At 60.2% G+C, this 26,608-nt stretch carries 23 protein-coding genes; 10 read left to right on the plus strand and 13 right to left on the minus strand.

Features of this window, described 5'->3' with window-relative positions; all coding sequences use genetic code 11:
• Positions 1-50: 50 nt before the first annotated feature.
• The 5 genes from HEP89_RS05120 to HEP89_RS05140 all read right to left on the minus strand — a co-directional run bounded on the left by HEP89_RS05120 (position 51) and on the right by HEP89_RS05140 (position 5,658).
• Positions 51-1,127 carry a sn-glycerol-3-phosphate import ATP-binding protein UgpC gene (locus HEP89_RS05120; RefSeq protein WP_168691473.1) on the minus strand — a complete coding sequence of 359 codons (1,077 nt, stop codon included), beginning with the start codon at positions 1,125-1,127 and terminating at the stop codon, positions 51-53.
• A 13-nt stretch (positions 1,128-1,140) separates the two neighbouring features.
• Positions 1,141-1,983, minus strand: coding sequence for a sn-glycerol-3-phosphate ABC transporter permease UgpE (ugpE, locus tag HEP89_RS05125; protein WP_022999630.1), 843 nt, complete (start codon positions 1,981-1,983; stop codon positions 1,141-1,143).
• A gap of 11 nt (positions 1,984-1,994) precedes the next feature.
• Entirely contained in the window at positions 1,995-2,876 is an 882-nt protein-coding gene (locus tag HEP89_RS05130; protein ID WP_055657334.1) for an ABC transporter permease subunit, read from the minus strand.
• A gap of 270 nt (positions 2,877-3,146) precedes the next feature.
• The gene (locus HEP89_RS05135; RefSeq protein ID WP_031268865.1) at positions 3,147-4,457 is read right to left on the minus strand and encodes an extracellular solute-binding protein; all 1,311 of its coding nucleotides are present in this window, start codon (positions 4,455-4,457) and stop codon (positions 3,147-3,149) included.
• Between the two features lie 508 nt (positions 4,458-4,965).
• Complete coding sequence (locus tag HEP89_RS05140; RefSeq protein ID WP_152508612.1) at positions 4,966-5,658, minus strand: hypothetical protein; 693 nt, start codon at positions 5,656-5,658, stop codon at positions 4,966-4,968.
• Between the two features lie 150 nt (positions 5,659-5,808).
• Here HEP89_RS05140 and HEP89_RS05145 point away from each other — a divergent pair, with 150 nt between their 5' ends.
• The 3 genes from HEP89_RS05145 to HEP89_RS05155 all read left to right on the plus strand — a co-directional run bounded on the left by HEP89_RS05145 (position 5,809) and on the right by HEP89_RS05155 (position 11,591).
• Positions 5,809-6,405, plus strand: coding sequence for a hypothetical protein (locus HEP89_RS05145; RefSeq protein ID WP_022999626.1), 597 nt, complete (start codon positions 5,809-5,811; stop codon positions 6,403-6,405).
• Positions 6,359-7,825, plus strand: a complete 1,467-nt coding sequence (locus HEP89_RS05150; protein ID WP_168691474.1) for a DNA polymerase Y family protein — start codon at positions 6,359-6,361, stop codon at positions 7,823-7,825. Before HEP89_RS05145 ends, HEP89_RS05150 begins: the two co-directional genes overlap by 47 nt.
• 376 nt (positions 7,826-8,201) lie before the next feature.
• The gene (locus HEP89_RS05155; RefSeq protein ID WP_168691475.1) at positions 8,202-11,591 is read left to right on the plus strand and encodes an error-prone DNA polymerase; all 3,390 of its coding nucleotides are present in this window, start codon (positions 8,202-8,204) and stop codon (positions 11,589-11,591) included.
• Positions 11,592-11,705: 114 nt separating this feature from the next.
• Here the strand turns inward: HEP89_RS05155 and HEP89_RS05160 are convergent, their stop codons facing one another.
• Positions 11,706-13,172 carry an AAA family ATPase gene (locus HEP89_RS05160; RefSeq protein ID WP_168691476.1) on the minus strand — a complete coding sequence of 489 codons (1,467 nt, stop codon included), beginning with the start codon at positions 13,170-13,172 and terminating at the stop codon, positions 11,706-11,708.
• A 761-nt stretch (positions 13,173-13,933) separates the two neighbouring features.
• Here HEP89_RS05160 and HEP89_RS05165 point away from each other — a divergent pair.
• On the plus strand, positions 13,934-14,932 hold the full coding sequence (locus HEP89_RS05165) for an aldo/keto reductase (RefSeq protein ID WP_168691477.1): 999 nt from the start codon (positions 13,934-13,936) through the stop codon (positions 14,930-14,932).
• 1 nt (position 14,933) lies between these two features.
• Positions 14,934-15,653, plus strand: coding sequence for a spermidine synthase (locus HEP89_RS05170; RefSeq protein WP_168691478.1), 720 nt, complete (start codon positions 14,934-14,936; stop codon positions 15,651-15,653).
• An 11-nt stretch (positions 15,654-15,664) separates the two neighbouring features.
• On the opposite strand, the gene HEP89_RS05175 is transcribed toward HEP89_RS05170, so the two are convergent.
• Positions 15,665-16,372 carry a YafY family protein gene (locus HEP89_RS05175; RefSeq protein WP_168691479.1) on the minus strand — a complete coding sequence of 236 codons (708 nt, stop codon included), beginning with the start codon at positions 16,370-16,372 and terminating at the stop codon, positions 15,665-15,667.
• A 182-nt stretch (positions 16,373-16,554) separates the two neighbouring features.
• On the opposite strand from HEP89_RS05175, the gene HEP89_RS05180 reads away from it, so the two are divergent.
• Positions 16,555-16,950, plus strand: coding sequence for a VOC family protein (locus HEP89_RS05180; RefSeq protein WP_168691480.1), 396 nt, complete (start codon positions 16,555-16,557; stop codon positions 16,948-16,950).
• 5 nt (positions 16,951-16,955) lie between these two features.
• Here the strand turns inward: HEP89_RS05180 and HEP89_RS05185 are convergent, their stop codons facing one another.
• From HEP89_RS05185 to HEP89_RS05195, 3 genes are all read right to left on the minus strand, one after another.
• The gene (locus HEP89_RS05185) at positions 16,956-17,630 is read right to left on the minus strand and encodes a DUF2161 family putative PD-(D/E)XK-type phosphodiesterase (protein ID WP_168691481.1); all 675 of its coding nucleotides are present in this window, start codon (positions 17,628-17,630) and stop codon (positions 16,956-16,958) included.
• A 197-nt stretch (positions 17,631-17,827) separates the two neighbouring features.
• On the minus strand, positions 17,828-18,376 hold the full coding sequence (locus tag HEP89_RS05190) for a PRC-barrel domain-containing protein (protein ID WP_062490698.1): 549 nt from the start codon (positions 18,374-18,376) through the stop codon (positions 17,828-17,830).
• A gap of 193 nt (positions 18,377-18,569) precedes the next feature.
• Complete coding sequence (locus HEP89_RS05195) at positions 18,570-19,229, minus strand: matrixin family metalloprotease (protein WP_145915840.1); 660 nt, start codon at positions 19,227-19,229, stop codon at positions 18,570-18,572.
• A gap of 548 nt (positions 19,230-19,777) precedes the next feature.
• Between HEP89_RS05195 and HEP89_RS05200 the strand changes: the two genes are divergently transcribed.
• Together HEP89_RS05200 and HEP89_RS05205 are read left to right on the plus strand one after the other, a co-directional pair.
• Positions 19,778-20,266 carry a hypothetical protein gene (locus tag HEP89_RS05200; RefSeq protein WP_055657313.1) on the plus strand — a complete coding sequence of 163 codons (489 nt, stop codon included), beginning with the start codon at positions 19,778-19,780 and terminating at the stop codon, positions 20,264-20,266.
• A 19-nt stretch (positions 20,267-20,285) separates the two neighbouring features.
• Complete coding sequence (locus HEP89_RS05205) at positions 20,286-20,897, plus strand: ferric reductase-like transmembrane domain-containing protein (protein WP_168691482.1); 612 nt, start codon at positions 20,286-20,288, stop codon at positions 20,895-20,897.
• A gap of 48 nt (positions 20,898-20,945) precedes the next feature.
• Here HEP89_RS05205 and HEP89_RS05210 read toward each other — a convergent pair whose 3' ends face one another.
• Entirely contained in the window at positions 20,946-21,344 is a 399-nt protein-coding gene (locus HEP89_RS05210) for a hypothetical protein (RefSeq protein WP_075284369.1), read from the minus strand.
• A 410-nt stretch (positions 21,345-21,754) separates the two neighbouring features.
• Here HEP89_RS05210 and HEP89_RS05215 point away from each other — a divergent pair, with 410 nt between their 5' ends.
• Entirely contained in the window at positions 21,755-23,302 is a 1,548-nt protein-coding gene (locus HEP89_RS05215; protein ID WP_168691483.1) for a hypothetical protein, read from the plus strand.
• A gap of 108 nt (positions 23,303-23,410) precedes the next feature.
• Here the strand turns inward: HEP89_RS05215 and HEP89_RS05220 are convergent, their stop codons facing one another.
• Positions 23,411-24,241, minus strand: a complete 831-nt coding sequence (locus HEP89_RS05220; protein ID WP_077290949.1) for a DUF3883 domain-containing protein — start codon at positions 24,239-24,241, stop codon at positions 23,411-23,413.
• 161 nt (positions 24,242-24,402) lie between these two features.
• The gene (locus HEP89_RS05225; RefSeq protein WP_077290950.1) at positions 24,403-25,308 is read right to left on the minus strand and encodes a LysR family transcriptional regulator; all 906 of its coding nucleotides are present in this window, start codon (positions 25,306-25,308) and stop codon (positions 24,403-24,405) included.
• Between the two features lie 100 nt (positions 25,309-25,408).
• Between HEP89_RS05225 and HEP89_RS05230 the strand changes: the two genes are divergently transcribed.
• Complete coding sequence (locus HEP89_RS05230) at positions 25,409-26,593, plus strand: MFS transporter (RefSeq protein WP_077290951.1); 1,185 nt, start codon at positions 25,409-25,411, stop codon at positions 26,591-26,593.
• Positions 26,594-26,608 lie beyond the last annotated feature (15 nt).

Raw genomic sequence — 26,608 nt, forward strand, 5'->3', positions numbered from 1 at the left:
TGTCCTGGTCCGGCGGCCCTCGTTAAACCGCCTCGCCTGACGTTTCCTGATCAGTCGATCCGCCGTCCGGTTTCAGCGTCGAAGTAGTGAACGTTTTCCGGAGCCGCCCGCAGATAAAGCTTCTCGCCCGGCTCATGACGGGCATGGCTCGACACGCGAACCAGGATCTCTTCGCCGCCATCGGCAAAGCTGGAATAGAGATAGCTTTCCGCGCCGACCGGCTCGAGCACGTTGACGCTGGCTTCCAGATGAAGGCCTTCGCCTTCACCGGGTGCAGTCACCACTTCGAGATGTTCCGGCCGAATACCGATGGTGTAGGCATCACGCCCCTTTGCATTGGCCCCCTTGAGGCCGGTGCCGGTTGCAAGAGCAAGACCGTTCCCATCCGCCTTGACCTTCAGCAGGTTCATGGCTGGTGAACCGATGAAGCTGGCCACAAAGGTGGAGGCAGGCTTGTCGTAGACATCGATCGGCGCGCCGATCTGCTCGATGTTGCCGCCATTCAGAACCACGAGCCGGTCTGCCAGTGTCATCGCTTCCAGCTGGTCATGGGTGACGTAGACGCTGGTGGTGCCGAGCGAGCGCTGCAGGCGCTTGATCTCGACGCGCATCTGCACACGCAGCTTGGCATCAAGGTTGGACAGCGGTTCATCGAAGAGAAAGGCCGCCGGTTCGCGCACGATGGCGCGGCCCATGGCAACGCGCTGGCGCTGGCCGCCGGAAAGTGCCCGCGGCTTGCGCTCCAGGTAGTCGCCGATTTCCAGGATGCGCGCGGCTTCCTTGACCCGGCGATCGATCTCGTCCTTGGCCATACCGCGGTTTTTGAGGCCGTAGGCAAGGTTGTTGTAGACCGACATGTGCGGATAGAGCGCGTAGTTCTGGAACACCATCGCGATGTCGCGATCCGCCGGATCGACGTTGTTGACGACGCGGTCGCCGATCTTGATGTCGCCGGTGGTGATTTCCTCAAGGCCTGCCATCATGCGCAGCAGTGTGGACTTGCCGCAGCCGGACGGACCGACCAGGACGATGAATTCACCGTCCGCGATGTCGATGGAAACGCCTTTGACCGCTTCCACACTGCCGCCGTAGACCTTGCGGACCTTGTCGAGAGTTATCGTTGCCATTTATCTAAAAACCTCACTTGTCGCTCTCGACGAGCCCTTTGACGAACCAGCTCTGGAAAATCACCACGATGAGCACCGGCGGCACGATGGCGAGGATCGCCAGTGCCATGGCCTCGTTGAAGTCCGGGATCTGGGCTCCGACCCAGACCTGCAGGATCTGCTTGATGCCGCGAACCAGGGTAAACAGGCTTTCGTCGGTGGTGATCAGCGTCGGCCAGAGGTACTGGTTCCAGCCATAGACGAACATGATGATGAAGATTGCCGCGATCATGGTCTGCGACAGCGGTACCAGGATGTCCTTGAAGAACTTCCAGGGACCGGCTCCGTCGATGCGGGCGGCTTCCAGAAGTTCGTCCGGTACCGACATGAAGAACTGCCGGAAGAAGAAGGTGCCGGTTGCCGAAGCGATGAGCGGCACGATCAGGCCGGAATAGGTGTTCACCATGCCGAGGGACTGGACAATTTCGTAAGACGGCAAAATGCGCACTTCCAGCGGCAGCAGGAGCGTTGCGAAGATCACCCAGAAGCAGAGGGTTGCCATCGGAAAGCGGAAATAGACGATGGCATAGGCCGCAAGCATCGAGATGACGATCTTGCCGATGGCAAAGCCAAGGCCGAGGATCATCGAGTTCTTGAGCATGACGAAGCCGTCGACTTCCTTGGTGAAGCCACCGGCCTCGAACAGGACCGTCTGATAGTTCTCGAAGAACTTGCCACCCGGCGTGAACTGGATGCCTTCCTTGTAGATGGTGATCGCATCGTGCGTGCTGGTCAGAAACGCCAGCACGACCGGAGTGACCATGAAGAAGACGCCGAGAAGAAGAATGACGTGATCCGAGATCTGCAATTTTTTCATCGTCGCCTCCCTTACGTGTAGTGCACGCGCCGCTCGATCAGGCGGAACTGGATGATTGTCAGGATGAACACCATCAGCATCAGGATCACGGACTGGGCCGAGGACCCGCCGAGGTCGTTGCCGCGGAAGCCGTCCAGGTAGACCTTGTAAACAAGTGTCACCGGGTTGTTGCCGGGCTCGTTCTTCACGATGACGTCGATGATGCCGAACGTGTCGAAGAAGGCGTAGGTGATGTTGATGATCAGCAGGAAGAAGCCGGTGGGTGCCAGCAGCGGGAAGGTAACGGTCCAGAAACGCCGGAAACCGGACCGGCAGTCGATGCTGGCCGCTTCCTGAACGGATTTGGAAATGCCCTGCAGACCGGACAGGAAGAAGATGAAGTTCACCGGGATCTGCTTCCAGACGGCGGTGACGATCATGGCAAAGCTGGTGTCGAAATAGCTTACGCCGATCTGCATCTTCCAGCCGAACAGGGCGAACAAGTCAACGATGGGGCCGACATGCTGGTCGAACAGAAGCACGCCGATCAGGCCGGCGACGGGCGGCGCAACCGCATAGACCCACATCAGCAGGGTCTTGTAGGAAGACGCACCGCGCAGAACCTTGTCTGCCTTGACGGCCAGCAGAAGAGCAAGCCCGAGCGACAGGAACGTCACGAAGAAGGTGAAGACCGCCGTGAACCGCGCCACCCGGCCGTAGTCGGTCGAGGTGATCATGTCCTTGAAATTATCGAGCCCGACATAGGTCGAACCGAAACCGAACGGATCTTCGAGATAGAAGGAGGACTGGATCGCTTGCGCGGCCGGCCACAGGAAGAAAACCGTCACGATGCCGAGCTGCGGCAGAAGCAGCAGGTAAGGCAGCCACGGAGACTGAAACTGGACTTTTTTCATTATTTCGTTTCTCGACCACCGGGAACGATTGGCGCCGGCCTCCCCTTGTGGGACGACCTGCCCGAAACATCAGGCATTGGATCTAATGCCGGAGGCTTCATTCATTTCGCTGCGGATCGACATCCGACCACCCAGACCCCTCTGGCTGAATGTCGGTCGATCCGGGCCATAAACGCATGATATTCGGTTGAATTGGTATGCGTATACAGCCACGCTCAAAGGTCGATAGGGGCGCAAGGCGCCCCTATCGGTCTGGCGACTAAGTCGAGCTTAGTTGCTGGTGGTCTTGGCGAAACGCTCAAGGAGCTTGTCGCCGTCGGCCTTGATGGTCGCGAATGCGTCGTCGACGCTGGTCTCACCGGAGAAGACCTTGCCGAGTTCGCGGTTCATGACGTCGCGGATCTGGACGTAGAAGCCCATGCGGTAGCCCTTGGTCCACTCGCCGCCTTCCAGGGAAAGCTGCTGGATGCCAACTTCAGCTGCCGGGGTGCGCTCGTAGTGGCCGTCCTTCTTGGCCAGCTCATAGGCAGCTTCGGTGACCGGCACGTAACCGGTTTCCTTGTGCCACATGTACTGGACTTCCGGAGAGGTCAGGTATTCGAAGAAAGATGCAACGCAGTTGTTTTCTTCAGCCGGCTTGCCGGACATTGCAAACAGAGCCGCGCCACCGATGAAGGAAGCCTTGTTGGCGCCTTCAACTGCTTCCCAGTAAGGCAGGTAGGTTGCGGAGAACGGGAAGTCGACCGTGTCGGCGATGCCGCCGAAGGACCCGGAAGAACCGATCCACAGAGCCACTTTGCCTTCGTTGAACGGGGTCTGGTTGTCACCCCAGCCGGTGCCGTAGTAGCCGAACAGACCTTCGTCGAGCCACTTCTTGGCAGCCTTGAAGTGGTTCTTGATCGGCTCGCCGAAGACCAGCTCGGTGCCTTCTGCGCCGTCGTAACCGTTGTTGTTGGTTGCGAACTGCAGGTTATGACGGGACTTGAAGTTCTCGACGAATTCCCACGGCAGGTGCGACTGAACGAGCGGCACGTAACCGGCTTCCTTCAGCTTCGGAGCGATTGCTTCGAACTCTTCGTAGGTCTTCGGAGCTTCGACACCGGCCTTCTTCATCGCATCGTCGTTGATGTAGAGGATCGGAGCGGAGGAGTTGAACGGCATGCCGATCATCTTGCCGTTGCTGTCGGCATAGAAATAACGGACACCGGCGATGTAATCTTCGATGTTGAACTCGGCACCGCTCTCGTTGAGAAGGTCTTCAACCGGAACGACAGCACCCTTGGCACCGATGATGGTGGCGGCGCCAGCGTCGAACACCTGCAGGATGTTCGGCTGTTCGCCAGCGCGGAACGCTGCGATGCCGGCGGTCAGGGTTTCTTCGTAAGTGCCCTTGAATACCGGCGTGATCTGGCAGGCGTCCTGGGATCCGTTGTAGCCGTTGGAAATTTCGACAACCACTTCGCCGAGCTTGCCGCCCATGGCGTGCCACCAGGTGATGTCAGTGGCCGCATAAGAAGCGGAGGACGTGCCCAGGAGGGCGGCCGCAGCCACGAGGCTGGCGACGGTCTTGCGATAAGCCATGTTCATTTGCTCCCATCTAGCAGGGCGTCTTTGCCCCGGTCAGCAGTTGGTTCTCTCTCGGTGCCGAAATGGCTTCATCGGCACCCGAAACGATAACGCCTGCGTTTCGTATTGTTTTCATATGAACGTTATATGACGCTCATATGAACATTAAAAGACGCCTTGACCGCGTCCGCAAGAGGGAACGCAGGAAATTTGAAGAATCCCGACCCTTGATGGGATCCAGGGCTGCATTTCCTACGGAAGCCAAGTTCTCGTCCGACAGTAAAAGCGTGCCCCCGGACACGGCTCCACCCTTGCCGCAATCCCGGCTAATGCTGGACTTTTTGCAGAATTTAGTTGGCTCATATGAAACTGTTCCGTCGTTCATATGAACTCTTGGTGACATTCACCGGCCTGTGGAAAGTGCAGATTTTTTCAATCGCCTGCAGGCCCGAAGCTGGAGCTGCGGACACGGCAAGGCACTTTGCGGGTGCTTGTCAGATACCTTGATGATGCTTTTGGCGCCTCAGGCGTCCTGTCCGAAGATCCGGCGTTTCGTGCTTTCGGAGGAATGCAGGATCTTGTTGTGGAGATAATGCTTGGCCCGCTTCTCCAGAAACCGGAAGGCGTATTCCAGCTTGCCCTTGAGGCTCCGCCGGGGCTTCGGCCCTGGCGTCAGGTGTTTGTGGATCCGCCCCTCGTCGCAGAGCTGCTGGACCCACTGCTTTTCCGCATCCCAGTCGTGGGTGTGCTGCTTGCCTTGATGGGTGAAGCCGAAGAGGTGAATTTCGGCGTCCGGCAGAACATCCAGGAATTCGGCGATGATGGACGCGCCCGATGTCGGGTTGCTGCGGTCGAACGGATCGAATCTCTTCAGGTGTTCCCGCGCCTTGTTCGTCGGGCCGAACCCGAGATAGCGCGGCTTGCATTCGCGCGCGAACAGCCAGTCGACCTCGCCGTTCTCCTTTATGTCGTTCACCCAGACTTCCGGCGCGCGTTCCAGGGCAAGCGGGTTGATCCGCTTCGACATATAGACCCGGGCCCGGTTGAGCATCAGAACGTCGATCCGCTGGCCCGCAACCCCGAGGGCCGGCGCACTGTTGAAGCGCAGCACCAGGTCCGCCTTGTCGATTTCCGGCGCATCGGCCTCAGAAATCGGTCCGTTGCCGACGATGGAAATCGTCCTGATCTTCCGGCCGTCCAGAAGGCTGCTGGTCATTGGTGCTTTCCTGCCTGTTGTGCCGGGCGTATAGCAACCCGGGTCGTGCCCGGCAACGGCTGTTTGGAATGGATACTGACCGTATCCGGTTCCGCAAACAGCTTCCATGAGTTAGGCTTTGCTCAACCGATTGCTACAGACGATCCTTGCATGTCCTTGAAATTTTCTTCCGTCTTTCCGTTGAAACACGCCCGCGCGCACGAAGTGTGCGGCGACAGCGCGTTGAGCTTTGCCGCGATCGCCGCCGGGATGGCCAAGGGGGCCGTCGTGTGGATTTCGGAAGACTGGCGCCCGACGGTGAACCCGGAAGGCCTTGCGGCCTACTGCGATCCGGGCCGGCTGCTTCTGACCCGCGCCGGCAACCAGCTGACTGCTCTGGCAAGTGCGGAAACCGCGCTCAGGTCCGGCGCCGCCGGGCTGGTGGTGGCTGAACTTTCCGGCACCGTCGGACTGACGGAAGGCCGCCGGCTGCAGCTGGCGGCCGAGGCCGGACGCACCACGGCCATCCTGCTGATCCCGGAAGGCGCGGGCAGCAATGCCGCCGAAACCCGCTGGCGCAGCACCTGTCTTCCGGCCCAATCCGCCCCCTCTTCCGGTCTTGCACCGGAGCCTCGTCAAAATGGTCACGACTCGACTCATTGGCGCTGGTCGCTTATAAAGAACAAAATAGGAACATTGTCGGAATGGGTAGTACGTTGGGATGCAGCGGCGCATCGTGTCATTGTGGTTTCCGAGGCTGGCGGCTGAGCGCTCCCTGCGTGCCCGGCCCGTCGACGCACCCTTTGCGTTGAGCCTTTTCGACCGCAATTCCGAACGCCTTTACGACCTGTGCCCACGTGCCGAAAGCTTCGGCCTCAACCGCGGCATGACGCTGGTTCACGCCCGCAGTTTCTGCCCCGGCCTGCTGACCCGCCCGGCGGACCCGGCCGCCGACCAGCGCTTTTTGAGGATGCTGGCCCGGTGGGCGACCCGCTACTGCCCCTGGGTGGGCCTTGACGGGCGCAACGGCCTCTTTCTCGACATCACCGGCTCGGCCCATCTGCTTGGCGGCGAGGAGCCGCTGCTGGACGATATCCGCGCCCGGCTGGCCCGGGCGGGGCTGACCGCCCGGCTCGGCCTTGCCGATACCCCGGGAACGGCCTGGGCGCTGTCCCGGTTCGCCGAAGGCATCGCCGGGACCGGCGAGACCCTTGCCCGCATCGGCCCGCTGCCCTTGTCCGCCCTGCGGCTGTCCGACCAGACCTGCACCAGTCTGGAACGGCTCGGCATCGCCACGGTCTCGCAGCTTTACAATCTGCCGCGCGCCACTGTTGCCCGGCGATACGAGCCCGACGTCCTGCGCCGCCTCGACCAGGCGCTGGGGGCGCTGCCCGAGCAGATTTCCCCCCTTGGCGAGGAGCCGGGCTTTGCGGTGCGCATGACCCTGCCCGACCCCATCGGCCTTCTGGACGATGTCATGGCCGCCGCACGCCGGCTGACCGCGCATCTGTGCCAACGGCTCGACACCGCGCAGAAGGGTGCACGCAGCCTGAAGCTGACCTTTCGCCGGGTCGACCAGGAAAACCAGGCGGTGGAACTGAAACTCGCCCGGCCGATGCGCGACCCGGAACGGATCCTGGCCCTGTTCGAGCGCGGGGTCAGCGCGGTCGATGCGGGCTATGGCATCGACATGATCCGCCTGGAGGCAACCGAGGTGGAACCGCTCGGCATGCGCCAGCTGGACCGCACCGAGGGCCTCGAGAAGGACGGGCTCGACGATCTCATCACCCAGCTCGGCAACCGGGTGGGCCTCGACAACATCCTGCGGTTCCAGCCGGTCGACAGCCACATTCCCGAGCGCAGCTTCAAGCTGGTGCCCGCCGCCTACAGCCGCCCGGCGCAAGCCTGGCCCGCCAACCGGCCGCGCCCGATCCGCCTGTTCGCGCCCGAGCCGATTTCCGGCACCGGCTTCGAACCGCCTCGGCGCTTTCGCTGGCGCGGCCGGGCCCTGACCGTGTTCGAGGCCGAGGGGCCGGAACGGATCACCCCCGCCTGGTGGGACCTGGACGACAGCTGGGCCAAGGGCCTGCGCGACTACTGGCGCATCGCCACCCACCAGGGCCAGCGCCTGTGGCTGTTCCACACGCCCCAGCACCCGGCCTGGTTCGTACAAGGGGAGTTCGGCTGATGGGTTTCCGCAGTTTGCGCCCCGCCTCTATCGCCTTCCCGGTCCCGGGCTCGCAGATCCCGGGCTCGCAGATCCCGGGTTCCCCGGTCCCGGATCTCCGCTGCGCTGCGTCCGGGATGACGATGGAGGGGACAGTTGTTGTTCCGGCTCTCCCCGCCCCTTGCCCGGTGCCCTCCCGGACGAGCATCGCGAGATCCGGGGTGCACTCATTTGCAGAGCGGTGCCGTCAGGGACTTCCGGTGCCTGCAGGGCAAGCGGACCGGCGGTTGGGACCGGGCTTTGTGCTTTTGCTTCGCCAGGACGGCACGCGGGGACACGGGGATCCCGCGCGCTTGTTCTGCAAGGACAGCTTTGGAAAGAACAGGGAGGCCCTTCGATGAGCGTGCTTCCGTCGCCTGACGAGTTCCGGCCCGAGCCGGTCCGCTATGCGGAGCTGGCCGTGACGTCGAATTTTTCGTTCCTGCGGGGCGCCTCCCATCCGGAGGAACTGGTGACCCGTGCCGCCATGCTCAATCTCGATGCGGTTGCCATTACCGACCGCAATTCGCTGGCCGGGGTTGTCCGGGCCTATTCGGCGCTGAAGGAGATCAAGCGGGCGGCGGCCGAGGAAGGCGTTCAGATCCGCTCGCATTCGCAGATCGACACCTCCTCCCGCAAGGAGACGAACACGAGCCCGCCCCTGCCTGCGCCGCAGACACTGAAGCTGCCGCGGCTGATCGTCGGCGCGCGGCTTTGCCTGCAGGACAGCCCGCTGCACTGGGTGGCGCTGCCGACCGACCGCGCCGCCTATGAGCGGCTGAGCCAGTTGCTTACCCTTGGCAAGCGGCGTGCGGAAAAGGGCGAGTGTCACCTGAATTTCACCGACCTGATGAACGCCTGCAAGGGCATGATCCTGATTGCCCTGCCGCAGCCGGAGATGGCGCGGGAGACAATTTGTGAGACGGCTAAGGATCACATTCGCCGCCTGCGCCAGGAAGCGCCGGGACATGTGTTTCTGGGCGCGGCGCCCCGCTATGACGGCACCGACCAGGCCTGGTTCCGCACCTGCGCCCGCGCGGCGCATTCGCTTGCCGCGCCGATGGTCGCCGTCGGCGACGTGATGATGCACCATGCCGGCCGGCGCCGGCTGGCCGACGTGCTGACCTGCCTGCGCGAAGGCTGCACCATCGACGATATCGGCACACGGGCCCTGCCCAATGGCGAACGCCGGCTGAAGGCACCGGAGGATATGGCAAGGCTGTTCCGCCACCATCCGGCAGCCCTGCGCCGGACGCTTGAGATCGCCACCCGCTGCAGCTTCGATCTTTCCGAACTCTCCTACCAATATCCGGACGAGATCACGGGCAACGAACCGCCTCAGGAGCGGCTGGAACGGCTGACCTACGAGGGGCTGGAGAGGCGGTATCCCGCGGGCGTTCCGGATCATGCGCTGGCGCTGGCGGAAAAGGAACTGAAGCTGATCCGCAAACTTGCCTTTGCCGCCTATTTCCTGACCGTGCATGACATCATCCGCTTTGCCCGCAGCAAGAACATCCTGTGCCAGGGGCGCGGCTCGGCGGCCAATTCCATCATCTGCTATGCGCTCGGCATCACCGATGTGGGGCCGGAAACCATCACCATGGTGTCGGAGCGCTTCATCTCCGAACACCGGGGCGAGCCGCCGGACATCGACGTCGATTTCGAGCATGAACGCCGCGAGGAGGTGATCCAGTATGTCTATGAAAAATACGGCCGCCACCGCGCCGGGCTCTGCGCCACGGTGATCCACTTCCGCACCCGCGCGGCGATCCGCGAGGTCGGCAAGGTGATGGGGCTGAATGCGGATGTGACCGCCGCGCTGGCCGGGCAGATCTGGGGCAGCTCCAGCAAGGGGCCGGAAGAAACGCGGATGAAGGAGATCGGGCTCGATCTCGACAATCCGCGCGTTCGCCAGACCATCGAGCTGATCCGCGAAATCATCGGCTTTCCGCGCCATCTCAGCCAGCATGTCGGCGGGTTCGTGATCACGCAGGGGCGGCTCGACGCGCTCTGCCCGATCGAGAACGCGGCCATGGAAAACCGCACGGTGATCGAATGGGACAAGGACGATATCGACGCGCTCGGCATCCTGAAGGTGGATCTGCTCAGCCTCGGCATGCTGACCTGCATCCGCAAGTGCTTCGAGCTGATCGACACCCACCATGGCCAGGAACTGACCCTCGGCACCGTGCCCCAGGCCGACAAAAAAACCTATGACATGCTGTGCGTGGCCGATGCCATCGGCGTCTTCCAGGTGGAAAGCCGGGCGCAGATGAACTTCCTGCCGCGCATGCGCCCGCGCCAGTTCTACGACCTCGTCATCGAGGTGGCGATCGTGCGCCCCGGCCCGATCCAGGGCGGCATGGTGCACCCCTATATCAACCGCCGCCAGGGCCGGGAAAAGGTCACCTTCCCCTCAAAGGCGCTGGAGGAGGTGCTGGGCAAGACGCTTGGCGTGCCGCTGTTCCAGGAACAGGCGATGCAGATTGCCGTGGTCGCCGCCGGGTTCACACCGTCGGAAGCCGACAAGCTGCGCCGCTCCATGGCCACCTTCCGGCGCATGGGCACCATCGGGCAGCTGAAGGACAAGTTCATCTCCGGCATGCTGGAGCGCGGCTACGAGTTGGAATTCGCCCAGAACTGCTTCGGCCAGATCGAGGGGTTCGGCGAATACGGCTTTCCGGAAAGCCATGCCGCCGCCTTTGCCATGCTGGCCTATGTCTCGGCCTACCTGAAATGCCACTTCCCGGCCGAGTTCGCCTGCGCGCTGCTGAATGCCCAGCCGATGGGCTTCTATGCCCCGGCGCAGATCGTGCGCGATGCCCGCGAGCACCAGGTGGAGGTGCGCCCCGTGTGCGTCAACACCAGCCTGTGGGACAACACCCTGGAGCGGCGCAGCGACGGCGCGCTGGCGCTGCGCCTGGGGTTTCGCCAGATCAAGGGCCTGCGCGAGGAGGACGCGGCCTGGATCGTCGCTGCCCGCGGCAACGGCTATCCGGACACGGAAACCCTGTGGCTGCGCACCGGCGTCATGCCGGCCACGCTGGAGCGGCTGGCCGAAGCCGATGCCTTTGCCGGCATGGGGCTCAGCCGCCGGGCCGCGCTCTGGCAGGTGAAGACCATCCGCAGCCCCAAACCGCTGCCGCTCTTCAACGACCCCATCGACGGCGAGGCGATCTTCGAGCCGGATGTCCTCCTGCCCACCATGCATCTGGGGCAGGAAGTGGTGGAGGATTACCTGTCCACCCGGTTGACCTTGCGCGCCCACCCGATGGAGCTGCTGCGCCCGCATATCCCTCACTTGACCCCGCATGACCGGCTGGCGGCGCTGACCCCGCGCGAGGCGCGCCGCGTTTCCGTCTGCGGGCTGGTGATCACCCGCCAGCGCCCGGGCACGGCCTCGGGTGTGATCTTCCTGACGCTGGAGGACGAGACCGGCGTTTCCAACGTGGTTGTCTGGCCGAAGATGTACGAAAAATTCCGACCCGCCGTTCTCGGCGGACGGCTGCTCAAGGTCACCGGGCGGCTGGAGCGCGAAGGCATGGTCGTTCACCTGATCGCCGACCACATAGAAGACCGCTCCCGCGACCTGTCGCTTCTGGGCCACCCGAACGACGACGTTCTGGGCCAGACGACCACCAAGACCGACGACGTGCCGGTGCATCTGAAATCAGACGCACAACGCACCCGTGCCATGCACCCGCGCGAACAGGCCAAGCGCCTGTTCCCGAGCCGGGATTTTCATTGAGGGGTGGTGTCTGAAAGGGCTGGGGGGCTGAATATCAGGTTTTAGTGGTTGATCCTATGTAGTCGCCCTTCAATCTCAAGTTATACGTGTATCTTTAGTAGTTACAGCTCATTCTCAATGCTTCAATTTTTCTTTAAGACGCAAAACTAGCGGTGTGAGTTCTTCGGCAGCATTCTGTACATAAATCGAACATAGACCTCGTCGAACTATAATTTCAGAAATAAATCCCAATCGCTCTCCTAATTTTAAAAAATATAGATGATGATCTGTAGTATCAATTGCGATTTTTTTAATTATTTCAACTATTTTATCTTGACTAATCCCTGGGCACTGGCACCGTTGCTGAACTAGACCCGCCACCGTTTCTGCATTCTGTTCGATGTAACCAAATACAACGGCCTCCGGGGCCCCGTCTGGTAGTTCGAGAACATAGTCATTCGCCTCTGGCAAGGGTGGGTTATCACCGTCAATGACCGCCACTGCTTTGTTCTTAATGGTCGGATTAGTGTTGTGGTGCTTAAGCACGTCGACGACGTAGGGGAATCCACCAGCTTTATGGATTTCAGTCTGATCTAGAATTTCAGGCGCATATTGGCGAAGAATCTCGATGCATAAATCTTTCGCGAACTCGTCCTCGACAAAGACCGCTCGGTCCTTGCTCACCGTGCCCGTCAGCGCCCTTAGACTTTCTATCGTGAGTTTGCCCTGATATGCCACCCCATCAATGCACCCCCAAATTGCTTTAGGTGGCAGAACGTCAAGCGCATATTCAGAGTGAGTCGTAAAGATGACCTGAGCCTTTTTCCTCTTCGCCACATCAAAGAGGTATTCGACCATCTTACGCGTTGCGAGAGGATGCAGGCCGTTTTCAATCTCTTCAATCAAGATTAAGGTATTGTCATCAGCCTCTTCAATCTGCGACACCATCTCGATAATCGAAGCCTCGCCTGCTCCAAAGTGGAATTGTGAATAGTCGTTTGCGTTTTTCATGCCCACTAGAATGGACTTGTTTGGATCCTTGTTTAGCGTGATCCGTTCATACCCAGATGCGTCCTTGCCGAGTATGCGTGAAACGTAAGCCGAGACATCGGCGTCGATCGCCGTCGTGGTTATGTCGGTCTCATTACCCATGCCAATAAAACGTTTGAATCTGTTCTGCTCGTTGGCTGGCACAGTTCGTTGAATTGGGATGATAACGACTGGCCGGTCAGGCACATTATCGCGACGCCATTTTGCTGACGCGAACCGTGCGTTGCGTGTAAATATTCCAGACTTATTCACTGAGCGATCAACTATATCGTAGTCGATCCGCCAATTTGCCATGCTGTTGTCACCGATGTTCGACTTGGGGAAGAAGTTTCCAGGCTTGACGGACTTATAAGCGATGGCAGCTGCGCCTAGAACGGTGGATTTTCCACCACCATTTGTTCCAATAATCGCTGTTACTGGGAAGTCGAACGTAATTGTCTGATGCTTAAAACTCCGGACATTCGACATACGGAGGGTTGGCAAGTAACTTTGATAGGAAAGCTTTTTGACGCGCTCTTCCAAGCTTTCGATGTCTGATTTCTGGATGTCCATCCAATCCCTCTAGTCCTGAAGCCACTATCTATCAAAAAGCAATAATACGACAAAGGTGAAGTAAAGAATCACAACCACTTATCAAAAATCATCTGGTCGCGTCGACGAGATTAATCGCCGCAGGGCCTAATTGCTTTCTACAGGTGGGTCGAGTGGGCTCGTAAAACGATTTAAATTTACCCACGTCGCTACGTTTTAGTCAACTGATGATTGGTCTATGGTGTCAAAGCGCACCTGAAAACACCCGATCCATTGAACTTCTACGGGTAGCTTGGACGTTGACCAGTTCTGATGACTCCCCTCGCTGAGAAACCTTTGGTCTTTGAGAGTTTTATAGCTCACCGGAAAACCTGCATAACGTCGGACGGACTGTTTCCGAATAGATTGAGCCGTAGGAAACCATATCGCGCGTACTAAGTGGCTAGAAAATTCGAAGAGGCCTGTGCTCTGGTTCTGCAAAAATGGTTTCCTCTTGACCGAGGTTTCCGACGTGAGCTTCCCTTATCGGAAATGAGCAGTAACCAAGGAAGTAGCTGCTCTTTCAAGTAGCAAATGCACCGCCTCGAGTTCAGAAATACAGCCGCTGTTGAGGTCAGTCTAGAGGTCGGCTCCGCACCGACTGCACGAGACCGCCTGAAAGACTTGTCAGCAATCCGCCTGGAAACCAACACCGGCTGACCTGCCACTTCCGCCCTTTCAGCGCCCGGGACAATGGCTTAAGAAAAGAACTCTTCAGCTTTTCCAGCGCATAGAGGGGATACATGGAACAACGCAGATTGGGCGCCAACGGGCCGGAAGTGGGTGCCATCGGCTATGGGGCGATGTCCTTCTCCGACATGTATGGGCCGACGAACGAAACGGAAAGCCACGCCATTTTGAATGCCTGCCGCGATCTGGGTGTCACGCATCTGGATACCGCCAATGTCTACGGCATGGGCAAATCGGAAAGCGCCCTCGGCACCTATCTGAAAGCCAATCCGGGCGCGCGGGACGAATTCGTGATCGCGACCAAGGCCACGATCACCACCGATGCGGACGGCAACCGCAGCTTCGACAATTCGGCGGAGCACCTTGAAGCTGAGCTGGACAAGTCTCTGCAGCGGCTTGGCGTGGAGTGCGTGGACCTGTTCTACGCCCATCGCCGCGATCCGCGCTTCACCCCGGAAGAAACGGCGGCCAATCTCGGCCGGCTGGTTGAAAAGGGCAAGACCCGCGCCATCGGCCTGTCGGAAATCGCGCCGTCTACCCTGCGGCGCGCCATGAAGGTGTTTCCTGTCGCGGCCGTTCAATCGGAATATTCGCTCTCCACGCGCGCGCCCGATCTCGGGCTGGTGCAGGCCTGCGCCGAGCTTGGTGTTGCCATGGTGGCGTTCTCACCCGTGGGCCGCTCGCTGCTGACGGACCATCCGATCCCGCGCGAGCGGATCGCCGACCTGCCGTTCCTCAGCACCAACCCGCGGTTCATGGAGCCGAACCTGACGGAGAACCTGCGCATCATGGAAGGCTTCCGCAAGCTTGCGGCGGAGATGGGCACGACGGCGGCGGGGCTGGCCAATGCCTGGCTGCTGACCCGCGGGCCGCATGTGATCCCGATCCCGGGAACGCGCTCCGTGGAGCACCTGCGGGAATGCATCTCGGGCGCGGCGCTGACCCTGACGGCGACGGATCTGGAGCGTATCGAGGCTGTGCTGCCCGTCGGCTGGGCCCACGGCGACCGCTACTCGGACGTGCAAAGCATCGGGCCGGAGCGCTATTGCTGAGATGAGCAAGCTGTTTGAAGAACTGGACTACGCGCCGACACCGATCGGCGCGATTTCCCTGCGCCGGCGACATATCCTGGCGCTGAAGACCGACGTCTTCGAAATCCTCCTTGGCGAGGAACATCTGATGTCGAGCCTTTTTACCGCGTCGGAAATCGCGCTGGCGGACAAGGGGCTTGCGGCCCTCGACGGTTACAAGCTGGACGTGCTGGTGGGCGGACTTGGGCTTGGCTACACCGCGCAGGCCGTTCTGGCCCATGAGAGCGTTGCCGACCTTACCGTGGTCGACCTCTTGGCACCTGTCATTCGCTGGCACGAGGAAGGTCTCGTGCCGATGAAAACCGAGCTTGCCGACAACCCGCGCTGCCGGCTGGTGCAGGGCGATTTCTTCGCCATGGCAGCCTCGGAAGTGGGCTTTGATAGAGACCAGCCCGGCCGCCAGTATGACGCCCTGCTGATCGATATCGACCACACTCCGGAACGGCTGCTGCATGGCGGTTCCAAAGGCTTTTACACGCCCGAGGGCCTGCGCGCCGTGCAGCGGTTCGTGAAGCCGGGCGGGATCGTCGGGCTGTGGTCGGACGAAGCCCCGGACGAGGCCATCACGGCCTTGCTTGGCCAGGCGTTTGACGAGGCCTGGGCCGAGCCGGTGGTGTTCGCAAATCCCCTGCAGGACGGGCGCGAGGTGACCCAGGCCGTCTATCTGGGGCGCAAGGGGTGAGTTGCTTGCGCTCAGGCGCGCGGGAAATAGCTTTCCCGCTCGGCATCCATGGCCTTCCGCCAGCGGTCCTTTAGAGAGCCGCGGCTTTCCGGATAGCGTTCATCCAGCGCCTCGGCAAAGGTCATGCGGTCGGTGCGGAAATAGCGGAAGCCCTGGCGCAGCTCGCACCAGGCTGCAAGGATGCGGCCTTCGTCCCGGTAGCCCAGCAACACGGGCCAGACCACGCGCTTACTCTCCTTGCCATCACCGTCGCGGTACCCCAGCGACACCTTCCTGCCTTCCAGAATGGCCTGACGCAGCATGGCCGCATCGACCTTGTCCTCTGATGCCGGGCTGACGGGCCGCACGCTCATCGCGGCTGCCGCGATGTGGCGGCGCAAGGGCCCCGGCGTGATGGCCTCTATCTTGGCGATCAGGTTTTCCGCAGCCCTGGCGAGTTCCGGCTCGGCGCGGGTGGAAACCCACAAGGCCCCCAGAACCGCGGCATCGATTTCCTCGGCTGTCAGCATCAGGGGCGGCATGTCGAAGCCTTCTTCCAGAACATAGCCGACACCGGCCTCCCCCCGGATCGGCACGCGCTGCGCGGTCAAGGTGGCGATGTCGCGATAGACCGAGCGTTTGGAAACCTCCAGTTCATCCGCGATCGCCTGCGCCGACACCGGCCGGCGCACCCGGCGCAGGATCTGGATGATTTCAAACAGTCTGTCCGCGCGCCGCATGGCCCGTCTCCCCGGCACGATGCTGCCAACACGGTGTCAGCAGGGGGCCTTTATAGGACCCAAGCAACAGATTTGAAAAGCGTCCGGAGACCATGACCCGAAACCTGAAAAAACACCATTTGAGGATCCTTGCGATCCTTCTTCTGACCAGCGAAACCGCGCTTCATGCGCAGGAGACAGACATGACAAATTCACAAGCAGCAACCGTTCAAAGACTTGGCGTCTATGTTCTGTCCAGCGACCTGAAACGCTCCAGGGAGTTCTATGGAGCGATCTTCGGCACAGCGCCAAAAATCGAGACGGATGTCTTCATCGGTTTCGATGTGGCGGGCGGCCTCTTCGCCGTCATTTCGAAACAGACCTTCGCGCCGGATGCGAAGCTCGGCGGCAACACTGTGCCCTATCTGAAGGTCGACGACATTCAGATGGCCCTTCAGCATGTCGAGACAATCGCCCCCGATGCGCTGAAGGCGCCCGGCCTGATCAGCGAAGGGCCGATCAGTCTGTTCAAGGTCACCGATCCGGATGGCAACATTATCGAGTATTACTCGCTCAACACGCCGATCGACGGGCTCTAGAACAGCTACTCGGCGGCTTCTTCCGGCGTGCTCAGAGACGCCAGTCCCTTGGGCGTCAGGGCGTAGATGCCTCTTTCGACCCGCTCGAACCAGCCGTAGTGATCGTCGGCCATCATGCGGGTTGCGGTGGCAACGCCGGTTGCCATGGCGACATCCGCACCGCGGCTGGGGCCGTTGGTGGAAAGATGTTCTGCGCAGCGGATCGCGTCCTGCCGATAGGCCGTCACGAGCGTGGTGCGCGTCGAACCGCCGGTGTTCGGGTCACCGACCCGGCGGGCAAACTCCCGCAGGAGCCGATCCTTGCGCGCCTTGGACTTGCGCGGGGTGAAAGGCGCCGGGTCCAGGTGCACCTCGACAACGCCATCCGGCAACCTGACCGTGATCACGCCAAGGCCCAGCCTTCGGGCAAGCTGCAGGTTCTTCTTCAGAGACTGGAGGAACTGCCGCCCCTTGCCCCGGACGACCGCGACATAGACTGCGTCGGTCACCGACTGGCGCACGACCGCCTGATGAAACAGGCTCAAGGTGAACCCTGTCTTGAGTTCGACAATCACCGGATCCGCACCCTCGCGGCACGCGACGATATCGGCCGAACCGACTTCGGCCTTCACCTCATATCCCTGCTCAACAAGAAAAGCTTTGACCGGCGGATAGAGCTCGGTTTCCAGAATGCGCCCCATGGCGGCATCCTACGTGCGAAGCCTTGGGCGGGCAATCTTCCGGCCGGGGCTGCCGGCCGAAATCCAATGAATAGATCCGCCGTGGCGCTTCAGGGACGGAGCCGGAAGCTGACACTTTCAAAAAAGACCGGACCACATTGCGTGACCCGGTCCGATCCATCCTTTAGCGTTCCAGATGAGAACGCAGGCAGCCATGGTTACTGCGCCGTCTGAGGTTCCCCCACTGCGGGGGCATTCAGCTGCTCGGCCTCCTGCCGTGCCTTTGCAGCTTCTTCCGCCTGGCGAATCTGCAGAGACGTCAGAAACGCAGGAGCTGCATCAACCTCGTCCAGAGAGGCCTTGATCACCAGCGTCTGGTCACCCGGCTCCACCTTGCTGTGCTCGACCGCATCATAGGGAACGCCGATCAGCTTGGTGCCGAGACCCAGAAAGCCTCCTGCCTCGATCACGACACCAACGACCTTGCCTTCGCCATCGATTTCAAGCGCGGCCACCTCGCCAATCGTGTCGCCAGCCGGATTGGTGACTTCCTGCCCGATCAGGTTGCTGGAAAGCCAATGGCCGGATTCCTGCTGGGCAAGAAACGGGGTCACACCTTCGAACGCGATCTCAGGCGCATCGCCCTCGGGCATTGTTTCCTGGATCATCGGGTCTGCTTCGCGGGGTTGAGAGGTCTCCTGCGCCAGCGCGGGACTGAGCGACAGCGCCAGGGCGGCGATTGTGGCCGGAACGATGTTGCGTTTCATGATTCACTCCCTTGTTGCCGCGCCGGCAGAGCAGACAACCCGTTCGCCCTCACCGATGCGTAGACAAACAGATAGGAAGCAAAATTGACCTTTTCGGGCAAAGGCCTGATAAAATTAGCTATTAAATATCAGCATGTTACCCATTGACGCTTGACGGGGCATACCCGCAAAACGTGTCAATTTTATGATCGATTCAATCTATACGGGCACCATATAGCCACCGCACTCCCTCGATATCGCTCGGCTGCAGACCCTCGAAGGTTTCCCGGTACTTGAAGTGCATGATCGAGCTCTTGCGAAGGTAGTGATCAAGGCCAATCGCATGACCGATTTCATGGGCAAAGGTGTACTGCAAATCGTAGGTCTTCAAATCACCGTCGAAGCCGATTTTCCATTTGTGAACCGGATTGAGACAAACGGCAGACCGGGTGATGCGGGCAAGCTTGGCCGCCGCCGTGGCACCTGACCGTGCTTCCGGTTGCCGGCCGGGTTTTCCGAGACCCCGGTCCGAAACGTCGGTCACATTCGACTTCGGACGATCTGCAAAGTCGGACTGAAACCTGACGTTGGTGAACGCAAATCCCCTTGGAATGGACTGCACGCCCAGCAGAATATCTGCTGCGTTCACGTCCGCGATCTCTTCGAAGGTGAGCCCGCTGACATTTTGCCAAAGCTGGAAAGCGAGCGACGCCTGGCGCCGCACGTCCTCAAGGCCCAGGGAACTCAAGCGCGCAAGGCGCGCAAGGCTGTCCATCGCCCCGCAATTTCGTGCTTTCTCCTGCACGATGGGCTGCTGCACGAAGGCATAGGTGACGTGAGCCGGCGTGCCGAGCTCCGCCTTTCCCCATTTCACGAGATGTCCTTCCAGCTTGAGCGGGGCAAAACCTGCAGCGTTGCCTGCCAGTGAAGGAACCAATGAACAAAAAGTCACAATTGCAGCGATGAGGAAAATGAAGCCGGTCTTCAATGTCTCACTCTTTGGTCGTTCAAGGGTCGGGTAAGACTGCTGACCGTAACGCCAAGGCCGCGTCCTGGATCAGTTTACAATGCGGCAGCTTTACCGCGCCTTGCGAAGGCCCTCAGGCCTGCATCCAAGAGCCAACACCAAGGCAACTCTCGGCTTCTTGCATCTGTGCCGAACGTTACGTCACATTGCCGGCGAAGAAAATCCGGAAAAATCCCATGCAGACGCGAAATCCCGAGAAAATTTCAAGCGATTGAAAAATTGCAACAGTCCAACCGCCCGAAAGCGATGCCGTTTGCTCACGCAGGTGTGAGCACGATCGGCCGAATGAAACGTCCCGATGCCTCGGAAATGCCCGGAAACACCCTATACTTGAACATCGGACGCGCCCGGTGCCCACAAGGAGCCGGGCCCAAACGCCCGACAGGAGATTACTCATGACATCCGGTCTCATTACCCGCCGAAACCTGCTTGTCACCGGAACCGCCCTGCTGGTGTCGGGTGCATCCGGGTTGAGTGTTCCCGCACAGGCCAAAGGCGTGGCGCCGACAGCGTCGATGCGGGGCGGGTCCAACAACTATCGGCCCGGTGCGCCCATTGTCGACAGGATTGGCGGTGGCGGCTTCTGGATGAGCGGAACCGTGCGGCGCGCAGGTGACGGTGCCCCTCTGGCAGGCCAGCGCATCCAAATCTGGGCACATACGACCGAGGGGAACGAACGCGACCAGCGCAGCCATGGCGCGACGCTCACCGATGCCAATGGCGTCTTCCGCCTGGAAATGCCGCAGATCGTTCCGGCCTTCGGCCAGCCCCACGGGCATCTGGCCTATGACAGCGGGGAATTTGAAACCGTCTTTCTGCGACCGGTGATGAGAAGCTCGGCCGATACCAGCCTGGAAGCACATTTCGTGCTGCAGCCTGCTTGACCCGGACTTGCCCGACGGCATGAACCGCCTTCGTGCTCTTCTGATATGGGCCATCCTGGCAACGATCCTTGCTGTGCCCCTGCTCGCAGCGGCGGCAAGCCCGCTGCTGCAATGGCGCCAGCCGATCTATATCGCGGCAGGCTTTGCCGGCATCACAGCGATGGCGCTGCTCTTGTTGCAGCCCTTGCTGGCTGGAGGTTATCTCCCTGGTGCTGAAGGCCTGAAGGGCAGGCGCCTGCACCGCTGGACCGGCTCGTTGCTGGTGCTGGCAATCATCCTGCATGTCGGCGGGCTCTGGATCACCAGTCCGCCGGATGTCATCGACGCCCTTCTCTTCAGATCACCGACACCCTTTTCCGTCTGGGGCGTGCTTGCCATGTGGGCGGTCTTTGCCGCAGCCTTTCTTGCCGCCTTCCGGCGGAGCCTTGCCCTTTCCCCCCGCCTCTGGCGCCGTCTGCACACTCTGCTGGCCATGGTGATCGTCGCCGGCAGCGTGGTTCATGCGCTGTTGATCGAAGGCACCATGGAGACTTACTCCAAAGCCGCACTTTGCGCGCTGGCCGTGGCCGCGACGGTGAAGGTGATTGTTGACCTGAAGATCTGGGCGAGGCGTTCACGCGGGGAAAGCTGAAACTCCCTCGCGCAGCGGGCCAGGCATCAATTCATCAGCTCATGAACCCTAGAACTGGGATGCCCAGTAGCCGAAGGTTATGTTTTTCGGATCCTGTGGCAATTTCTTAATCAACGCTGTTTGCGGGTTCTTCAAGGGCCCGCTGTTCTTTCCGTCGATGTAATGGCGCCGAAAATTCTGCCTGCACGCACCGAATTCCGCCGTGCGGATAATCTGTTCGCAAAGATACAGAACCGTTCTGGTGCTTGGAGTTTTTAAATCCACGTTTTCCATCAGGAGCGGATAGATTTTTAAATAGTCTTCACGCGCTAGTACGCGACCGCAAATGACATCAACGGCATACTCCGCAAAGGGAACTTCGGAGATAGCAGCTCCGAGGCCTTTGCATGACAAATCAAACAAAGACACGCTGTTTGGGTCGTCAACTGAATTCAGGTTACCGGCCATTTTACCCCCCAACAAAAAGTATCAAATACAACCATCGAAAAAACTTCTCGTTGAAGAAAATAGTCCCGAAGTCTTTCGCAAATCAACACGTAAAAGTTCGTTGACGACCACACCGGAAGGGCCTCTGGCGAAGAGAGGATACGTCGAGGTTCATCATTTCACGTTGCGTAAGTACTCAGTTCGAAATGGCAGCGCCGCACGTCGCTTGTCTGCCTTTTTCCGCAATTTCTAATGTAAATTTTGCGCCGGAGCGCCGCGTCTCAAGCCGTGTGTGAACGGCCGTTCCCGTGCTATGTTTTTTCCGGAATTATGTTTCAAACGAAAGAGCAGCCCGCCTGTTGTCTCGCCTGAGGAATTTCGTCCAGAGGACCAGTGGAGCTGCTGCGCCCTTTTCGAAAGCCTGATTTGCCATGCCCTTCCGTTTTCCTGCCCGGCCCTTTTTCTTTCTTGCCACACTGCTGCTGTGCGCCCAGAGCGCCTCATCCGCTGAGTTGACGCTTATCTCCTTCCGCTACAGCGACGATGCGCCGGTGGTGCATCTGCGGCTGGAAGGGGAAATACGGGCGGAGGACGGTGAGCGCGTGGAGGAGGCCTTCGCGCAGCTGGCGCGCTGCTCAGGTGCGGCTTGCAACAACGATTTTGGCGGGCCGCGTGCCGTCGTCTCGCTGTCGAGCCCCGGTGGTTCCTATTCAGCCGGGGTAAAGCTGGCGGATTTCTTCAGAAACAACACCATCGCAACAGTGGTCGAAGCTGGAGACAGCTGCGTTTCGGCCTGTGCCATGGCGTTTCTGGGCGGCTCGTCCTTCTGGCCGACCGGCGGCATCGGCACCTTCATCGACCGCACCATTGAACCGGGTGCAAGGGTCGGTTTCCACTCGCCCTATTTTACCGAAGAGACTGCGGTTGCCGCCGTCCGCAGCGGTCAATTGGGTCAGTTGCTCGAGCTGACCCGGCTTGCGATTGCCGACATCGTCAAGAACCTGACGCGCTATTCGGTCAGTCAGCATGTGCTGGACCGGATCATCAGCATGGGCCCGGAAGGATTTTATGAAGTCGATACGCCCGCCGCGCTCTTTGCGATCAGGGCGCAACTGCCCAGCTTCGACCCGGCCCTTTTGAACATCCCGTTCGAGAACCAGATCCTGCACGTGTGCAGCCGTCTGGCCGCGCTGCACTACGAGCAACCCCTGGGCCTGCTCGATGCGTCGCTGCTGGAAGATACCAACGATGGCCGCACACCGGAGGGCGACAGGATCAGGCTCTACGACCTTGCCGACCGGCCGCTCAACGTTGCTGGCTGCGGCGTTCCGCGTGACAAGCAGTCCGGCACTATCGATACCATGTCACTCTACCGGCTGGTCAGCGACGGCGAAATCTTCGAGCCGCTGTTGTCGTTTCACAATTCGAAAGACGGCGGCTGGTCGTCGCTTGGTTATCGGGGAGGACGGGCAACGGACGCTTTCATCAAGCTGGGGCCGCTCAACCATGTGCTGATGGCTCCGGACGAAAAGCTGAACGACATGCCACGCGCGGTTTGGGAAGAAATAGAAGCCGCCAAAGGCCGGGTCGCCAACCCGCACCTGCCGAGCCACAGCCGCCCCTGGCCCGTGGAAACCATGGCCGCCACACAATGGTCGCGCAGCTACCTTGGCGAAGGGCTGACGATTGTCGAACAGACCGGCCCGGCGAAGCTCTTTGAAGAGCTGGCCGAGCAGGCGGAAGGAACCAGCATTCTCTATAGCCAGGACAAGCCGGACACTCTGGTACGGTCCGGCGAAGACACCGAAACCGGCACCTCCTACTACTGGCTCGCCCTTCGCACCGGCAACCGGGCCGCCACCATTCGCGTTGAAGCGCCCGTACCGGCAGCAGGCCTCACCAACGCCCAGAAATCCCTCATGAGCCTGGTGGCCTGCTCAAGCGATTTCGAAGGCGTTCATCTGGAGTGTTTCAAGTAAGGAACTAATTGGCGTGACGGGTTTAACAGGTTCATTGATCCGTTCTGGTTTCTACAGTCCAAGCAAAGCCAAAATCATTTGACAACTCGCCATTCCTGTCCGCTTCACTCACCCGAAACTGGCCTGAAAACTCGTGGCGGTCAGCGCCACGTGCGCCTCTAAAGGCGGCCGGATCTCAAAAGCTTTGGGAGCCCTTGCAAAATCATAGAGGCGGAAAAGGTACCAGTCATCGCGACGGGCATTGGCAACCTCCAACTCGTTCCGGGAAATATGAAACGGCGTGCGTTCCCAGCCATTTGTGGTTTTTACCTCAATGAGGCGCTCTCCTCCATCTGGCAAAAAACTGAGGATGTCGTATCCTGCGCCGTCTCCGTCTTCTTGCGATGTCCAGCGGACTCGTCTTGCCAAGTCGTGAAGGCCAAGTTCTTTCAGCTGAGCACGCTCTCGGTGAAAAACAACCTCTTCACCGGCACGACCCAGTTTCCGGTTACGTTCGTCGCGCCCAGCGATATCAAAGCGCATAGCGACTGCACGCAATTTTTCCGTTTCTTCTGGAGGCGGAGTGTTTCTAAGCGTGGGCGCCACTCCGACAAACAGTGTTGTTGCTTCAGCGAATTCAGAGTGAAGAGGATTATGAAGCGCTGTTTCCCACTCTGGATGTTTTGCCAACCATCGTGAAATCGCCTCGGCCAGCGTCATCTGAAAATTGAAGCGTGGTTGGTATCCCTTGATGATTGGGAGCCCGAATCCCTTGGCTGCCGCTGACACGTTGCAATACTTGAACTCGATCGAACCGCGAGTACGGCCAATTTGCTCTTGCAGCAGGCGATTGTGGGAAGCTTTGACATAAGATTGGCCAGCAAGCTCATCGCTAAGCATTGCAAAATACGACGCCACAACGGCGTCATTCTCCGTGTCTGACCAGTCATCCAACCTCATATTTGGCAGATTAGTCTACCAGGGCAGTTGTGTCATTCTTGAAACTTCAAGGACTTACGGGCTGCCTCCCATAGGTGTTTCATCTTGCTGACTTTCGCGAAAACGCACCTCAGTATCGTCGCCGTTTCTCAATCACGGCCGCACAAATGCAATTGTGACCATTAGGACACGGCGCCATGTTCAGCGAGAAAATTCAGCAGCACGCGGACACGTGCAGGCAAAGGACCGCCCTGGCCGGTGTAGACCGCGTGGAAGGCTTCGCTGTCGTCTGCATAACACTTTTCAAGAACCGGCTTCAGACGTCCCGCGGCGATGTCAGCACGTACGGTAAAGGCGGCCAGACGCGCCAACCCAAGGCCGTTGATCGCCAGCCGGCGGATGGCCTCGCCGTCGCTCGCCTGAACGCGCCCGGGCGGGCAGACTGCTATCGGTTCGTCGTCGCGCAGAAAGCGCCAGGTATCGACTTCCCGCGGATAGTTGAACCCGATTTTCCTGTGCCCCTCCAGATCCGCGATGGAGGCAGGTTCCCCGACACGCTGAAGATAGTCAGGTGAGGCGACGATCAGCATCGGTGTTTCGCCGAGCTTGCGTGCTACCAGGCTGGAGTCCTTGAGCGGCCCTGCCCGCACCACAACATCCGTCCGCTCCGCGAGAAGGTCGATCAAGGCGTCGGTCAGAACGATTTCGAGAGAGATGTCGGGGTACTGCTCGAGGAACACAGGCAGGACGGGCTCAAGAATGTGGGTCGCATAGGAGGCGCTGGTGTTCAGCCGAATGCGGCCGACCGGCTGCTCGCCCAACCCTGCCTGCCGTTCCGCTTCATCGATGCTTGAGAGAATTTCTCGCGCACGCTCGTAAAAGACACATCCTTCGGCCGTCAGATCCAGACGCCGGGTGGACCGGTTGAAAAGCCGTGCGCCAAGCCGTGTCTCGAGCCGGGAAATCAGCTTGCTGACTGCAGACTGGGTCATCCCCAGGTGCCTGGCCGCGTGGGAAAACCCGCCCAGTTCAACAACCTGAACAAAGACCTCCATCTCACCGCTGCGGTTTATGCTGGCGCGCGACATATGACTTCAATTCACTTATTATATTCATTTCGGGCGTATAGTTCATGATATGAGCACTGCCTAGGTTCCGTCCATCGAAATTTCATGGACCGGATCCAAAATGCCCCTTGCTCTTTATGCACTGGCGGCCGGAGCCTTTGGCATCGGCGTCACAGAATTCGTCATCATGGGCCTTCTGCTAGAGGTCAGCCGCGATCTTGGTGTCTCGGTCGCTGCAGCAGGAATGCTCATCTCCGGCTACGCCCTCGGGGTCGTGGTCGGCGCGCCCATCCTGACCGTCTTCACCGCGACCTGGAACCGGAAGCGCGTGCTGATCGGCCTGATGGTGACCTTCATCATCGGGAACGCTGCCTGCGCGCTTGCGCCTAGCTACGACCTGCTGATGGCAGCCCGTATCCTCACGGCCCTCGCCCACGGAACCTATTTCGGTGTCGGCTCGGTCCTTGCCGCCTCCATGGTCGGCAAGGACAAGCAGGCGTCCGCAATTGCCATCATGTTTACAGGGCTGACGCTTGCCAACATCCTCGGCGTGCCTGCCGGAACCTGGCTTGGCCAGCAATTCAGCTGGCGCATGACCTTCTGGGCCGTGACGCTGATCGGCCTGGCCGCACTGGCCGTGCTCATTCTGCTCGTTCCGACCGATCGTTCGCGCGCCGCACAATCCGGCTGGCGGGCCGATCTGAAGGCCGTGTCGCGCGCCTCCGTCCTTCTCGGTTTCCTGACCACGGTCCTGGGGTTTGCAGGCGTTTTCACCCTGTTCACCTACATCGCCCCGTTGCTGACGCAGGTCAGTGGATTTGCCGACACGGCGGTATCCCCGATCCTGTTGATCTTCGGTGGGGGGCTGGTCGCCGGAAATCTCCTGGGCGGAAAACTTGCCGACATCAGACTGAAGACCGCGCTCATCGGCAGCATGGCAGCCCTTGCACTCGTGCTAGCGGTCATGTCCGCCGCCTTTGGAAACCAGACCGCGGCCGTGGTGCTGACGGGACTGCTCGGCGTGGCGGGTTTTGCAACGGTTCCTCCGCTTCAGTCCTGGGTTCTGTCGAAGGCCGTTGGCGCCGGAGAAAGCCTTGCGTCCAGCCTGAACATTGCCGCCTTCAATCTCGGCAACGCACTTGGGGCCTGGGCCGGCGGCCTGGCCATCTCCCGTGGGCCGGGACTTGAAAACCTGCCTTTGGTCGCCGCGGGTTTCCCCCTCCTCGCAATCGTGGTCGCGCTTACCTCCTTCGCGATCGAGCGGCGCATACCCTCCCCGATCTCCACTCACCAGACTGCCAGCTAGAAAGGATATCACCGA

Origin of the sequence: Labrenzia sp. 5N, from assembly GCF_012395805.1 — a bacterium.
GTDB classification, from domain to species: domain Bacteria; phylum Pseudomonadota; class Alphaproteobacteria; order Rhizobiales; family Stappiaceae; genus Roseibium; species Roseibium algicola.